This window comes from Achromobacter insolitus, assembly GCF_002209555.1.
Classification (GTDB): Bacteria; Pseudomonadota; Gammaproteobacteria; order Burkholderiales; family Burkholderiaceae_B; genus Achromobacter; species Achromobacter insolitus.
In genome coordinates this window covers 763,063-777,448 of record NZ_NJIF01000003.1, presented here as the reverse complement: position 1 = coordinate 777,448, position 14,386 = coordinate 763,063, and the positions used below count along the sequence as shown (strand labels likewise).

At 64.4% G+C, this 14,386-nt stretch carries 14 protein-coding genes; 11 read left to right on the top strand and 3 right to left on the bottom strand.

Annotated features, from left to right (window positions below; genetic code table 11):
- Positions 1-36: 36 nt before the first annotated feature.
- The 9 genes from bamA to CEY08_RS13730 all read left to right on the top strand — a co-directional run bounded on the left by bamA (position 37) and on the right by CEY08_RS13730 (position 8,533).
- The gene (gene bamA, locus CEY08_RS13770; RefSeq protein ID WP_042793324.1) at positions 37-2,370 is read left to right on the top strand and encodes an outer membrane protein assembly factor BamA; all 2,334 of its coding nucleotides are present in this window, start codon (positions 37-39) and stop codon (positions 2,368-2,370) included.
- Positions 2,371-2,479: 109 nt separating this feature from the next.
- Positions 2,480-3,040 carry an OmpH/Skp family outer membrane protein gene (locus CEY08_RS13765; protein WP_042793325.1) on the top strand — a complete coding sequence of 187 codons (561 nt, stop codon included), beginning with the start codon at positions 2,480-2,482 and terminating at the stop codon, positions 3,038-3,040.
- A 17-nt stretch (positions 3,041-3,057) separates the two neighbouring features.
- Positions 3,058-4,155, top strand: coding sequence for a UDP-3-O-(3-hydroxymyristoyl)glucosamine N-acyltransferase (gene lpxD / locus CEY08_RS13760; RefSeq protein WP_063640830.1), 1,098 nt, complete (start codon positions 3,058-3,060; stop codon positions 4,153-4,155).
- A 67-nt stretch (positions 4,156-4,222) separates the two neighbouring features.
- A complete protein-coding gene (fabZ, locus tag CEY08_RS13755) occupies positions 4,223-4,678 on the top strand; it encodes a 3-hydroxyacyl-ACP dehydratase FabZ (RefSeq protein WP_008167730.1) in 456 nt (151 codons plus the stop codon).
- Positions 4,679-5,473 carry an acyl-ACP--UDP-N-acetylglucosamine O-acyltransferase gene (gene lpxA / locus CEY08_RS13750; protein WP_063960976.1) on the top strand — a complete coding sequence of 265 codons (795 nt, stop codon included), beginning with the start codon at positions 4,679-4,681 and terminating at the stop codon, positions 5,471-5,473.
- Positions 5,470-6,666 (top strand): lipid-A-disaccharide synthase, encoded by a 1,197-nt coding sequence (gene lpxB / locus CEY08_RS13745; RefSeq protein ID WP_063960978.1) that lies wholly within the window; start codon positions 5,470-5,472, stop codon positions 6,664-6,666. Before lpxA ends, lpxB begins: the two co-directional genes overlap by 4 nt.
- Positions 6,653-7,261 carry a ribonuclease HII gene (gene rnhB / locus CEY08_RS13740; protein WP_042793327.1) on the top strand — a complete coding sequence of 203 codons (609 nt, stop codon included), beginning with the start codon at positions 6,653-6,655 and terminating at the stop codon, positions 7,259-7,261. Before lpxB ends, rnhB begins: the two co-directional genes overlap by 14 nt.
- Entirely contained in the window at positions 7,258-8,046 is a 789-nt protein-coding gene (locus CEY08_RS13735) for a TrmH family RNA methyltransferase (RefSeq protein ID WP_076813097.1), read from the top strand. Before rnhB ends, CEY08_RS13735 begins: the two co-directional genes overlap by 4 nt.
- A gap of 82 nt (positions 8,047-8,128) precedes the next feature.
- Positions 8,129-8,533: a hypothetical protein gene (locus CEY08_RS13730; RefSeq protein ID WP_223306461.1), complete on the top strand. Its 405-nt coding sequence runs from the start codon at positions 8,129-8,131 to the stop codon at positions 8,531-8,533.
- 16 nt (positions 8,534-8,549) lie between these two features.
- Here CEY08_RS13730 and ppsR read toward each other — a convergent pair whose 3' ends face one another.
- Positions 8,550-9,377, bottom strand: a complete 828-nt coding sequence (ppsR, locus tag CEY08_RS13725; RefSeq protein WP_042793329.1) for a posphoenolpyruvate synthetase regulatory kinase/phosphorylase PpsR — start codon at positions 9,375-9,377, stop codon at positions 8,550-8,552.
- 192 nt (positions 9,378-9,569) lie between these two features.
- On the opposite strand from ppsR, the gene ppsA reads away from it, so the two are divergent.
- Entirely contained in the window at positions 9,570-11,936 is a 2,367-nt protein-coding gene (gene ppsA / locus CEY08_RS13720; RefSeq protein WP_042793330.1) for a phosphoenolpyruvate synthase, read from the top strand.
- A 72-nt stretch (positions 11,937-12,008) separates the two neighbouring features.
- Here the strand turns inward: ppsA and CEY08_RS13715 are convergent, their stop codons facing one another.
- Together CEY08_RS13715 and CEY08_RS13710 are read right to left on the bottom strand one after the other, a co-directional pair.
- Positions 12,009-12,851, bottom strand: a complete 843-nt coding sequence (locus tag CEY08_RS13715) for a bifunctional transcriptional activator/DNA repair enzyme AdaA (RefSeq protein ID WP_063640826.1) — start codon at positions 12,849-12,851, stop codon at positions 12,009-12,011.
- 110 nt (positions 12,852-12,961) lie between these two features.
- Positions 12,962-13,699: a glutamine amidotransferase gene (locus CEY08_RS13710; protein WP_042793331.1), complete on the bottom strand. Its 738-nt coding sequence runs from the start codon at positions 13,697-13,699 to the stop codon at positions 12,962-12,964.
- A gap of 170 nt (positions 13,700-13,869) precedes the next feature.
- Here CEY08_RS13710 and CEY08_RS13705 point away from each other — a divergent pair, with 170 nt between their 5' ends.
- Positions 13,870-14,304 (top strand): NfeD family protein, encoded by a 435-nt coding sequence (locus CEY08_RS13705; protein WP_076813100.1) that lies wholly within the window; start codon positions 13,870-13,872, stop codon positions 14,302-14,304.
- Positions 14,305-14,386 lie beyond the last annotated feature (82 nt).

Genomic DNA, 14,386 nt, shown 5'->3' with positions numbered 1-14,386 from the left:
ATCCCCCGCCATTTGCACGACCGAGGATACTCAAGGATGTCTTTTCGCCGGATGTTTCATCACAAAAAGGGTGTACTGCCGGGTTTGATCGCCGCATTGCTGGTACCGGCCATCGCCCACGCCTTCGACCCTTTTGTCGTGCGGGATATCCGCGTAGAGGGTATTCAACGAACTGACGCCGGCACCGTCTTCGGCTATCTCCCCGTCAAGGTGGGTGAAAAGTTCACGGAAGAAGAGGCGACCGAGGCCATCCGCCGCTTGTACGGCACCGGTTTTTTCACCGATGTACAGATCCAGACGGACAACAACGTCGTAGTGGTGGTGGTGCAGGAGCGCCCGACGATCGCCTCGGTGAACTTCAACGGCATGCGTGAGTTCGATTCCAAGGCCATTACCACCTCGCTGGCGCAAGTGGGTTTTGCCGAAGGCCGCATTTTCGACCGCTCCATGCTCGAGCGCGCCGAATACGAACTGAAGCAGCAATACCTGTCCAAGGGCAAGTACGGCATCGAGGTGACGTCCACCGTGACGCCCCTGCCGCGCAACCGCGTGGGCGTGAGCTTCGACGTGTTCGAAGGCTCCGTTGCACGTATCCAGGAAATCCGCTTCGTTGGCAACAAGGCTTTCTCGGAAAGCGATCTGCTTGACGAGTTCAAGCTGACCACGCCCGGCTGGCTCACCTGGTACACCGATACGGACAAGTACTCGCGCGAAAAGCTCGAAGGCGACCTGGAGCGCCTGCGCTCGTTCTACCTGGACCGCGGCTATCTCGAATTCTCGGTCGAGCCCCCCCAGGTCACGATTTCGCCCGACCGCAAGGACATCCGCATCACGATTACCGTGCACGAAGGCGAACCCTACAAGGTGCGCAGCGTGAAACTGGCCGGCAATCTGCTGGGCCTGGACAAGGAAATCAACGCCCTGGTGGAAATCAAGCCGGAAGAGACCTTCTCGGCCGCCAAGGCGAACGGTTCGGCCAAGGCCATCACCGACTACCTGGGCGAACTGGGCTACGCGTTTGCCAACGTCAACCCGAACCCGCAGCTGGACCGCGCCAAGCACGAGGCCGACCTGACGTTCTACGTCGATCCCAGCCGCCGCGTTTACGTGCGCCGCATCCAGATCGGCGGCAACACCCGCACGCGCGACGAAGTCGTGCGCCGCGAAATGCGCCAGCAGGAAGCTGCCTGGTACGACGCCAAAGACATCAAGACCTCGCGCGACCGCGTCGACCGCCTGGGCTATTTCAGCGACGTCAACGTCAAGACCGACCCGGTTCCGGGCTCGCCCGACCAGGTCGACGTCAACGTGGACGTCAAGGAAAAGCCCACCGGCATGATCAACCTGGGCGTGGGCTACGGCTCGTCGGAAAAAGCCATTCTGTCGGCCGGTATCAGTGAAGACAACGTCTTCGGCAGCGGCACCAACCTGACGCTGCAACTGAACACCAGCAAGACCAACCGGGCCGTGGTTCTGTCGCATACCGACCCGTACTGGACCAAGGACGGCATCAGCCGCACCACGTCCGCGTACTATCGCGTGACCGAGCCGTGGAACAACAACGACGGCGACTACCGCGTCAAGGCCATGGGCCTGGGCATGAACTTCGGCGTGCCGATCTCGGAATACGACCGGATCATGCTGGGCGCGAACTTCGAACGTAACCAGATCGATCTGTTCAGCAATTCGCCGGCTGCCTACGACAAGTTCGTCGAGGACTACGGCGATTCGACCAACTCGGTGATCTTCACCACCGGCTGGACCAAGGACACGCGCGACAGCGCGCTGGCGCCGACCAAGGGCGGCTACACCCGCCTGAAGGCCGATCTGTCGACCATCGATCTGCAGTACACGATGTTGACGGCCCAGCAACAGTACTTCGTGCCGCTGGGCGGCTCCTATACGCTGGCCTTGAACGGCATGGTTGATTGGGGCCAGAGCTACGGCAGCAAGGATTACCCGGTCATCAAGAACGTCTATGCCGGCGGTATCGGCACCGTGCGCGGTTACGAAGGCTCGTCGCTGGGTCCGCGCGATACGAAGACGGGCGACTACCTGGGCGGCACGCGGCGCATTATCGCCAACGCGCAGCTGTACCTGCCGTTCCCGGGCGCGTCCAAGGATCGCACGCTGCGTTGGTTCATTTTCTCGGATGCGGGCCAGGTTTCGGCAGGCAGCGGCTTGAGCTGCACCAACGGCAAGCCCGGCAGCGAGGTCGAGGATCCTTGCGGCTGGAGGTTCTCGGCCGGTATCGGCCTGTCGTGGCAGTCGCCGATGGGACCGCTGCAACTGTCCTATGCCCGACCGCTGAATTCGAAGCCGGGCGACGACAAGCAAAGTTTCCAGTTCCAGATCGGAACGGGTTTCTAAGCGCGCCGTTACGCTTGAAAACAAGGGAGAAAGGCCCACAGCCGGCTCCCTTGCTGTTTAGTGGCACAATACACACTTTGGCTTTGCCTTACTGGAAGGTGAGATTTTCATGATGTCTGATTCCGCACTTAAAACTTCGAATTCGCTGCGCGCCAAGCGCCGCGGCAAGCTGGGCGGCTCCATTGCCCTGGTAGGTGCGCTCATTCTCGGTTCGGCTGCCGCGATTCCCGCGCAGGCGCAAGGCACGAAGATCGGTTTCGTCAATACCGAGCGGATCCTGCGCGAGTCGGGTCCGGCCAAGGCAGCGCAAAGCAAGATCGAAGCCGAATTCAAGAAGCGCGATGACGAGCTCCAGCGCCTGAACAACAGCCTGCGTTCGCAAGCCGAGAAGTTCGACAAGGACGCTCCCGTGCTGTCGGAGTCCGACCGCGTCAAGCGCCAGCGCGAGCTCTCCAACCTGGATACCGACCTGCAGCGCAAGCGCCGCGAGTTCCAGGAGGACTTCAACCGTCGCCGCAACGAAGAATTCTCCGGCATCGTGACGAAGGCCAATGACGCCATCAAGCGCATCGCCGAGCAGGAAAACTACGACCTGATCATTCAGGATGCCGTGACGGTCAACCCGCGCATCGACATCACCGACAAGGTGATCCAGAGCCTGGGCAAGTAAGCAGCACCTGTCACGTCATGCCGGTTTTACTGGATCTTGCCCGCGCTCCAACGCTGGAAGCACTGTTGAGCGCCGCCAACACCCAGGGAATGGACTGGCGTATCAGCGCAGTTCCCGGTGCGGACTCCATGCGAGTCTGTGGCATCGGAACCTTGTCATCGGCGGGTCGGCAGGAAATCGCTTTCCTCGCCAATCCCCGCTACCAGAGCCAGCTGGGCGCCACGCAGGCAGGGGCGGTCATCGTCTCGCCCGACGTGGCCCAGGCTCTGGAAGCCGAGGGCAACGCCCGGCCGCCGTTTGCGCTGGTTGTCTGTCAGCATCCCTATCTGCTTTACGCCCGAGTGGCGCAATGGTTCGACGCCGCGAGGCGGCCCGCGTTGCCTGCATCCACCCATCCTTCCGCGGTGGTCGCTGCTGACGCCACGATTGAAGAGGGCGTGCGTATCGGCCCGCACTGCGTTGTCGAATCCGGCGCGCGCATCGGTCGCGATGCCGTTCTCGGACCCGGTTGCGTGATCGGCGCAGGTTCGTCCGTAGGGCCGGGCAGCCGGCTGTACGCCCACGTTACGCTGTATGACGGGGTCACGGTTGGCGCACGCGCGATCATCCATAGTGGCGCCGTGCTGGGTGCGGATGGTTTCGGCTTTGCGCCGGATCCCACCCTGGGCAAGGGCGCCTGGGGCAAGATTCCGCAGCTCGGCGGTGTAACCGTCGGCGACGATGTCGAAATCGGCGCCAACACCACCGTCGACCGCGGCGCGCTGGAGGACACCGTCCTGGCCGATGGCGTCAAGCTGGACAACCAGATCATGGTTGCCCACAACTGCCGGATCGGCGCGCACACCGCCATTGCGGCTTGCGTGGGCGTGGCTGGCTCGACCACCATAGGCGAGCGCTGCACCATCGGCGGAGCGGCCATGCTGTCGGGTCACCTGACCCTGGGCGACGATGTGCACATTTCGGGCGGCACCGCGGTGACGTCCAGCATTTCGAAGCCTGGACGCTATACGGGCGTCTTCCCGTATGCGGAACATGGCGAATGGCAGCGCAACGCCGCCGTGATACAACAGTTGGCGCAATTGCGCCGGCGCGTGCGGACGCTGGAAAAAGACTGAGGCGCGCCGCCGCCTTTGGCGCGTCCGCGCCGCACGATTACTTTACTTCGCAGGAAAGCATAGAAAAATGGAACTCGACATCAAGGGGATCATGGAGAGGCTGCCGCATCGTTACCCGATGCTGCTGATTGACCGCGTCGTCGAAATGGTGCCCGGCAAGTCCATCGTGGCCATCAAGAACGTCTCGATCAATGAACCGTTTTTCAACGGCCATTTCCCGCACCACCCGGTCATGCCGGGCGTGCTCATTGTGGAAGCGATGGCTCAGGCCTCGGCCCTGTTCTCGTTCACCGACGAGAACGGTGGCTTGAAGTGCGAAGGATCCAAGACCGCGTATTACCTGGTCGGCATCGACGGCGCGCGTTTCCGCCGCCCGGTCGTGCCGGGCGACCAATTGCGCATCGAGGTGGAAGCCGAACGTCTGAGCCGCAGCATCTGTAAGTACCAAGCGCGCGCGACGGTGGACGGGCAGGAAGTCGCTTCCGCCAAGCTGATGTGCGCGATCCGCAGCCTGGAAGAGTAAATGGCAGGAAACATTCACCCCACCGCCGTCGTTGATCCGGCGGCAAAGCTCGACCCGACCGTGGTCGTGGGTCCGTTTGCGACTATCGGTCCCGATGTGACCATAGGCGCGGGGACCGAGATTGGCCCGTACTGCATGGTGGACGGGGTGACGACCATTGGGCGTGACAACCGCTTCTACCGCTATTGCTCGGTTGGCGGCATGCCGCAGGACAAGAAGTACAAGGGCGAGCCTACCCGCCTTGTCGTCGGCGATCGCAACACCTTCCGCGAATACGTGACGCTCAACACCGGCACCGTGCAGGATGGCGGCGTCACGACGCTGGGCGACGACAACTGGATCATGGCGTATGTGCACGTGGCGCACGATTGCCATATCGGCAGCAACACCATCCTGGCCAATTCGGTGCAACTGGGGGGGCACGTCCACGTCGGCGACTGGGCCATCGTGGGTGGCTTGACCGGCGTGCATCAGTTCTCGCGCATTGGCGCGCACAGCATGACGGGCGGCAACAGCTCTCTCATGCAGGACACGCCGCCTTTCGTGCTGGCGGCGGGCAATCCGTGCCGCCCCGTGGGCATCAACGTGGAAGGGCTGAAGCGCCGCGGTTTCACGCCCGCCGACATTTCAGCGTTGCGTGACGCCTACAAGATCATTTATCGCCGGGGGCTGTCCCTGGATGCGGCACGGGCCGAATTGCGGGCCCGCCAACAGGCGGAACCCGAGGTCGCCCCGCAGCTCCAGATCCTGCTCGATTTCCTGGACGTCGCAAGCCGCGGCATCATCCGCCCATGAGCGCACGGATCGGCATGGTGGCCGGCGAGCCCTCGGGCGATTTGCTGGCCGGTCGCATCATTGCCGGTCTGCAAGCGCGCGATGGCGACGTCCGCTGCGAAGGCATCGGCGGGCCTCAGATGCAGGCCCGTGGTTTCGACGCGTGGCATCCCATGCACGCCTTGACGGTGTTCGGCTACGTGGACGCGCTCAAGCGCCTGCCCAGCCTGCTCGGTACCTATCGGGACGTCAAGCGGCGCTGGCTGGCGGAGCCGCCCAAAGTCTTCGTCGGGATCGACGCGCCGGATTTCAACCTGCGCCTGGAGCATCAACTGCGCCAGGCCGGCACGCCGACCGTCCATTTCGTGGGGCCGTCGATTTGGGCCTGGCGCTACGAGCGCATCCACAAGATCCGCGAGTCGGTATCGCACATGCTGGTGCTGTTCCCGTTCGAGGAAGAGATTTACCGCAAGGAAGGCATTCCGGTCACTTACGTGGGGCATCCGCTGGCAGGGGCCATCCCCATGGAGCCCGACCGTGCCGCCGCGCGCGAACGCCTGGGTATCGATCAGGACGCGCGGGTGCTGGCGATTTTGCCGGGTAGCCGTTCTTCCGAGATTCGTCTGCTGGCTCCGCGCTTCCTGCAGGCCGCGCAGATCCTGCAAAAGAAGGATCCGGCGCTGCAATGCGTGGTTCCCATGGTCAATGACCAGCGCCGCGCGGAGTTCCAAGCCATTTTGGCGCAGTATCCCGTGCCGGGACTGCGGTGCATCACCGCGAACGATCTGCACGGCGAGGGGGGAGAGCGCCAGGCGCCCGTGGCCTGGTCCGTCATGGAGGCCGCCACCGCAGTGTTGGTGGCCAGTGGCACCGCCACGCTGGAGACGGCGCTGTATAAGCGCCCCATGGTGATCTCCTACGTTTTGTCGCCATGGATGCGCCGCATCATGGCCTGGAAGTCCGGCCAGCAGCGCCCCTATCTGCCCTGGGTTGGCCTGCCGAACGTGTTGCTGCGTGATTTCGCCGTGCCGGAGTTGCTGCAGGACGACGCCACGCCCGAAAAGCTCGCGGAAGCGACCTGGACTGCCTTGACCGATGACGCCGGCAGGGCGCGTATCGAGGCCCGTTTTACGGCCATGCACCAGGAGCTGCTGCGCGATACGCCCGCGCTGGCCGCCCAGGCGATCCTTGAGGTGGCCGGTGGAGCAGCCTGACCTGTTCGTGGCGCCGGAGCAGCCTGCCATGGTCACGGCGGGTGTGGACGAAGCCGGGCGCGGCCCGCTGGCCGGCGCGGTGTACGCGGCGGCCGTCATTTTGAACCCGGCGCGCCCGATAGCGGGCCTGGCGGATTCCAAGGTGCTCAAGGCCGCCACGCGAGAGGCGCTGGCGCTGGAGATCCAGGAGTGCGCGCTGGCATGGTGCATCGCCAGCGCCAGCGTGGCCGAGATCGACAGCTTGAACATCCTGCGTGCCACCATGCTGGCAATGCAGCGGGCGGTCCAGGGACTGGCTACCCTGCCGCAGTTGGCGCTGGTGGACGGCAATCAGGCGCCCAAGCTGGGCTGCACGGTGCAGACGGTCATCAAGGGCGATGCGCTGGTGCCCGCGATTTCGGCGGCGTCCATTCTTGCCAAGACGGCGCGCGACGCGGATCTGCTGCGCCTGCATGCGCTATATCCCCAGTATGCCTTTGACCAGCACAAGGGATATGGCACCCCGTTGCATCTGCAGATGCTGCGCGAGCACGGCCCTTGTGCCGAACACCGCCGCAGTTTCGCTCCTATCAAGGCCTTCGGCCTGACTTCATGAAGCACATCAGTTCACGCGACAACCCCGCGGTCAAGGCGCTGGCCAAGCTGGCCGGCACGGCGGGCAAACGCGGCGCGCCGGTGCTGCTGGATGGCGTGCACCTGTGTCAGGCCTGGCTGCAGCATCATGGCGCGCCCGACCAGGCGGTTTTCGATGTGGAGCGGCTGTCGCAGCCCGATATCGCCGCGCTGGCGGCGGCCGTGCCTGAGCGCGACTGCCTGGCCCTCGATGCGCGCTTGATGCAGTCCCTGGCGGCCGTCGAGAGCGGGCAGGGCGTCGCCTTCCTGGTGACCCCGCCGGCGCCGGAGCTGCCCGACACCGTGGATGAGAATTGCGTGTTGTTCGATCGCATCCAGGATCCCGGCAATGTCGGCACCCTGTTGCGTACCTGCGCCGCAGCGGGCGTGAAACGAGTCTTCCTGGCGACGGGCACGGCGGCCGCCTGGTCGCCCAAGGTGCTGCGCAGCGGACAGGGAGCCCATTTTGCGCTGGCCATTCACGAGCATGTCGATCTGCCCGCCTTGCTGCCCCGATTCAAGGTGCCGCTGGTCGCGACCGCGCTGGACGGTGCGCGGAACCTGTACGAGGGCGACTTGCCTGAACGATGTGCATGGGTATTCGGCCACGAAGGCCAGGGCGTGGCGGCGGAGCTGCTCGCGGCAGCCCGCCTCAAAGTCTGCATTCCGCATGATATGGCCGCCGTGGAATCGCTCAATGTAGGCGCCGCCGCCGCCATCTGCCTGTTCGAGCAACGGCGCCAGGTATTGCGCGGCGCCCGGCGCTGACGCTATTTTTGCGGCTGTGAGGGCATTTCCCGCCCCTAGTCATCCCGAAGGGAAAATGATGGCGTCGCTGCTGGCTTATGGATTGGGTCGAAGGTACGCGCTTGCAGGGCGCGTGCTGCTGCTGGCCGGCGCGTGCGCGCTGGCCCTGAGCGCCTGCGGTTCCAGCGGCCCCCAGACGGTTGGCATGGTCAGGGCCGACGTTTCAGAGTCGGCTTACGTGATCCAGTTGTCCCGGGCGGTGTCGGGAGCCTTGCCGGACAAGACTGCTGTCAACCTGCCGGCGTCGTCCAGGTGGGTGCGGATGGGGGCACTGCCACAGGGCGACGTTTACCGAGCGGCCGACGGCCCGTTTTCGCTTCCGGGCCGTCGAGGCGAGGCAGGCTTCGTGGCCTCGTCCGGCAAAGTGCTTGGCGTGTATCTGCCGGGAGAGCGCCTGTACCTGCCTCTGTCGCGGCCGGTGGCGCTGCCCGTGTCGATGCGTCAATAATGCCCTGGGCGGGCTCTCAGCCCCGGTCCAGGCCCACTTCCTGCAGCACCGTTGTGGCGATCTCCTCGATCGATTTGGTGGTGCTGGACAGCCAGGAAATCCCTTCGCGGCGCATCATGCGCTCGGCCTCGGCCACTTCGTAGCGGCATTGCTCCAATTGCGCATAACGGCTGTTGGGGCGGCGTTCGTTGCGGACTTCGGCCAGGCGTTCGGGCTGGATCGACAGGCCGAACAGCTTGCCGCGGTGCGGGGCGATGGTCGAGGGCAGGGTGCCACGTTCGAAATCGTCCGGCGTCAGGGGGAAATTGGCCGCCTTGATGGCGTACTGCATGGCCAGGTAAAGGCTGGTGGGCGTCTTGCCGCAGCGGGACACGCCGACCAGGATTACGTCCGCCTGGTCCAGCTGGTTGACGAATTGGCCATCGTCATGCGCCAGGCTGAAGTTGATGGCGTCGATGCGGTTGCGGTACTTTTCCGAATTGGCCTGCATGTGCGAGCGGCCGATCGAATGGCTGGATTTGAGGCCCAGCGCCTGCTCGATGTGGCTGACGAAGGTGCCGAACAGATCAAGGAACACCCCGTTCGCCTGTCGAACACGCGCCAGGATGTCCGGGTTGACCAAGGTGCTGAATACGATCGGGGGCACCCCCGCTTCCTGGGCGCTGCGGTCAATGCGCATGGCCACTTCGGCCGCCTTTTCCAGCGTGTCCACGAAAGGCAGGCGGACAGGCTTGAAATTGACCTCTTCAAACTGAGAAAGCACTGACTGGCTGAAGGTTTCTGCGGTGATGCCGGTACTGTCGGAAACGATGTATACCGTGCGTACGATCGGGGTAGATGTCATGTGTAAAAAATTCCAACCAGGCAGATGGCCGGATGCACTCCACCGAGTACAATCAGGCCCCTATAAGTCACCCCAAGGGCGGTCCAAGGCCAGTTTGGTCAGCGCGTAAATTGGGGCTGTGATCCGGCTCTGATCCAGCTTCCTGATGCATTGACCAAACTCGCTTTCATTCCATTGTAAAAGGTGACTTCAATGTCGTACGTTGTTTTGTTCGAGCAGCTCCGCATGACGGACGTGGACTCGGTAGGAGGCAAGAACGCATCACTAGGCGAAATGATCAGCCAGCTGTCTGGCGCGGGTGTCCGCGTGCCGGGCGGCTTCGCCACGACCGCTGACGCCTTCCGCGACTTCCTCAAGGCTTCCGGCCTGGACAAGCGCATCGCCGAACGCCTGACCACGCTGAACCCCGAAGACGTGCGCGAACTGGCCAACGCCGGCGCGCAGATCCGTCAATGGATCATCGACGCCCCGTTCTCGCCTGAGTTTGAATCGCAGATCCGCGAAGCCTTTGCCAAGCTGGACGCTGACGGCAAGGGCTCGTTCGCCGTGCGCTCTTCCGCCACCGCCGAAGACCTGCCCGACGCCTCGTTCGCCGGCCAGCAGGAAACCTTCCTGAACGTCGTCGGCATCGACGACGTGCTGGACAAGATCCGCCACGTGTTCGCGTCGCTGTACAACGACCGCGCCATTTCCTATCGCGTGCACAAGGGCTACGCCCATGCCGACGTCGCCTTGTCGGCCGGCATCCAGCGCATGGTGCGTTCCGACAAGGGCAGCGCCGGCGTCATGTTCACCATCGACACGGAATCCGGCTTCCAGGACGTGGTGTTCATCACCTCTTCCTACGGCCTGGGCGAAACGGTGGTGCAGGGCGCGGTCAACCCCGATGAATTCTACGTTTTCAAGCCGACGCTGGCCCAGGGCCATTACCCGATCGTCGGCCGCCGCATCGGCTCCAAGCTGATCAAGATGGAGTTCGATCCGGAGCGCCCCGAAGGCCGCGCCGTGCGCACGGTCGACGTGCCGGTGTCCGAACGCAACCGCTACTCGCTGACCGACGACGAGGTCAACGAACTGGCCCGCTACGCCGTCATCATTGAGAAGCACTATGGCCGCCCGATGGACATCGAGTGGGGCCGCGACGGCATCGACGGCAAGATCTACATCCTGCAGGCGCGTCCGGAAACCGTGAAGTCGCAGCAGGGCGCGAACGACGTGCAGCAGCGTTACCGCCTGAAGGCTACCGGCCAGGTCCTGATCACCGGCCGCGCGATCGGTCAGAAGATCGGCGCGGGCCCGGTGCGCGTGGTTGGCGATATTTCCGACATGGACAAGGTCCAGCCGGGCGACGTGCTGGTCACCGACATGACGGATCCCAACTGGGAGCCCGTGATGAAGCGTGCGTCCGCCATTGTCACCAACCGCGGCGGCCGTACTTGCCACGCGGCGATCATCGCGCGCGAACTGGGTATTCCTGCGGTCGTGGGCTGCGGCAACGCGACCGACGTCCTGAAGGAAGGCCAGGCAGTGACCGTGTCTTGCGCCGAGGGCGACGAAGGCCGCATCTATGATGGCCTGATCGAGACCGAAGTGGAAGAAGTGCGTCGCGGCGACATGCCCCCGATCGATCTGAAGATCATGATGAACGTGGGCAATCCGCAGCTGGCCTTCGATTTCGCCCAGATTCCCAACGGCGGCGTGGGCTTGGCCCGCCTGGAATTCATCATCAACAACAACATCGGTATCCACCCCAAGGCGGTGCTGGACTATCCGAACGTCGACGGCGAACTGAAGAAGGCCGTGGAATCGGCTGCCCGTGGCCATGCCAGCCCGCGCGCGTTCTTTGTCGAGAAGATGGCCGAAGGCGTGGCCACCATCGCTGCCGCGTTCTACCCCAAGCCCGTCATCGTGCGCATGTCGGACTTCAAGTCCAACGAGTACCGCAAGCTGGTCGGCGGTTCGCGCTACGAGCCCGAGGAAGAGAACCCCATGCTGGGCTTCCGCGGCGCGTCGCGCTACATCGCCGAGGACTTCGCCGAGTGCTTCCGCATGGAATGCGAAGCGCTCAAGAAGGTGCGCGATGAAATGGGTCTGACCAACGTCGAAATCATGGTTCCCTTCGTGCGTACCCTGGGCCAGGCGGCCAAGGTGGTGGACCTGCTGGCCAAGCACGGTCTGGCGCGTGGCGAGAACGGCCTGAAGCTCATCATGATGTGCGAAGTGCCGTCCAACGCCATTCTGGCTGATGAGTTCCTGCAGTATTTCGATGGCTTCTCGATCGGCTCGAACGACATGACCCAATTGACGCTGGGCCTGGACCGCGATTCGGGCATGGAACTGCTGGCCGCCGACTTCGATGAACGCGACGATGCGGTGAAGTTCATGCTGCGCCGCGCGATCAAGGCTTGCCTGGCCGCGAACAAGTACGTGGGCATTTGCGGCCAAGGCCCCAGCGACCACCCGGACTTCGCGCAATGGCTGAAGGAAGAGGGCATCCTGTCGATGTCGCTCAATCCGGACACCGTTGTCGATACCTGGCAGCGCCTGGCCAAGAACTGATCGTTCTGCCGATGTGAAAACCCCGCGCCTGCAAGGGCGCGGGGTTTTTTATTGCCCAGATTACGGCGCGGATTACGCTGCCAGCGCTTCTCGCGCGATCAACTCGCGCTTGCGGTCGATGCCCCAGCGGTAGCCGGCGAGGGAGCCGTCGGTACGGACCACGCGGTGGCAGGGGATGGCCAGCGCGATGTTGTTGGTGGCGCAGGCGCGGGCCACGGCGCGCACGGCTCGCGGCGATCCTATGCGTTCGGCGATGTCGGTGTAGGTGGCGGTCTCGCCCACGGGGATCTCGCGCAGGGCTTGCCACACCCGGCGCTGGAAGGCGGTGCCTCTTACGTCCAGCGGCAGGTCCAGGCCACGCGACGGGTCCTCCACGAAGCCGACCACCGCCGCCACCCAGTCTTCGAACTGTGCGTCGGCGCCGATCAGGCGGGCGGCCTTGAAGCGGTCTTGAAGATTGCGCACCAGTTGTTCCGGATCTTCGTGCAGGGCGATCTCGCAGATGCCCGTGTCGCTGGCCGCTACCAGCAGGGCGCCCAGGGAGCATTGCGCGACCGCGAAACGGATGTCCACGCCCTCGCCGTTCTTGCGGAAAGCGGTGGGCGTCATGCCCAGGATGGCGGGAGCGGCTTCATAGAAGCGGCCGCTGGAATTGAAGCCGGCGTCATACATGGCGTCCGTGACGCTGGCGCTCTGCTTGAGCTGCTGGCGGGCGCGGCTGGCACGCAGGGCGTCGGCATAGGCCTTGGGCGTGATGCCGGTGGCCGCCTTGAACACGCGGTGGAAGTGGAAGCGGCTCATGCCGGCCTGTTCGGCCAGGGTGGACAGATCGGGCGGCTGCTCGGCTTCCAGTGCGCGGCAGGCGCGTTCGACAGCGGCGGCGTGCTGTTTGCTCAGGGCGGCGGCTTGGTTCATGAAAAAGCTCCTGTTGCGCGCGGATTCACGCGCTTGGACCCATCGTCTCAAATGCCGGCCGCCGCCGCACTCCGGATGTTGCGCGGGGGCGCCGCGCGACCCACCGGACGCTATGCCGGCGCGTAGGCGTCGAGGAAGCGCCGCAACAGGCCGCCCGCCACCGGCGTGGCGCGCACGTTGGCCGACAAGCCGGGAACGTCCAGGTTTTCAGCGGCATAGCGGCGGCCGAAACGTTCCAGGTGGGCGCGGATGAAGTCGGGACCGAATTCGGGGTGGAACTGAGTCGAGAACACGTTGAGCCCGATGCGGATCATCTGGTGCTCATCCAGATCCGAGCGCGCCAGCACGGCGGCGCCAGGGGGCGGCTGCAGCACGGTCTGCGCATGCAGCATCTGGGCGGGGAAGGTGGAGGGCAATCCGGCCAGCAGCTTGTCGCCGGCTGCCGGGGGCAGCAGTTCCACCGTTTGTGTGCCGACCTCGCGTCCGGCGGGGTTGTAGCCGACCTTGCCGCCCAACGCATAGGCCAGCAGTTGATGGCCGTAGCACACGCCGAACATGGGCAGGCCCGCGGCAGCGGCTTCGCGCAGCCACGCGGCGGTGTCTTCGCTCCAGGGTTCCTTGTCGGTCACCATGGCGGGCGAGCCCGTGATCAGCGCGGCGCGGTAGCGGGACGGGGCCTGCGGGCGCTTGCCTTCGTGCACCGGCACGATTTCCATGGCCTCGGCCGTCAGGCCGGCGGCTTGCGCGAGTTGTTCGGCATAGCCGCCGAACTGGCTTTTGAGCGTATCGTCCGGATCGCCGGTGTGCAGGATCAGGACGGGGAGAACGGAAGGTATTGCAGCGGTCATTGGGGGGCTTGTGCCTAAAGGATACGGGCGCCGGGTTCCAGAGGGATTTCCACCGCCAGCGCACATCATAATCCAGTGCTCCGGTCCCTGAGGAAAGCGCCTTTACCGTTCCGTCCCGGAAATACGTACAATTCCGCTCAGATACTCATCCTTTCGGGCGAAGGAAAACTATGTGGATTTGGCTGGGACTGGCCGCGCTGGCCCTGATCGGGGAATTGGCGACCGGCACTTTCTACCTCCTGCTGGTGGCTCTCGGGCTGGCGGCGGGAGGGGTGGCCGCATGGTTCGGCGCCGCCCTGGAATGGCAGCTCGTGGCCTGCGGCATCGTGCTGCTGCTGGGCCTGCTGGTCCTGCGCAAGACCCGCGTGTTGAAAAAGCGCGAGGTCGATTCCGCCCGCAACGCGGACGTCAACCTGGACATCGGCCAAACGGTATCGGTCGAGGCGTGGTCCGACCAGGGCACTGCGCGGGTCTGGTACCGCGGCGCGCATTGGCAGGCGGAACTGGCCGAGGGCCAGGCGCCGGTGGCCGGCGAACAGACCATCACTGAAATGCGCGGCTCGATCCTGGTATTGACCCCCAAGGGCACGCCCGGCTCGGCCTGACCGCGCCGGCCCGCCGCAAGCGGGGCCGGCAGCGGGCATCCGCGCCGTTCGGGCGGTTCCCGCAAATGTATTCACTAGGAGA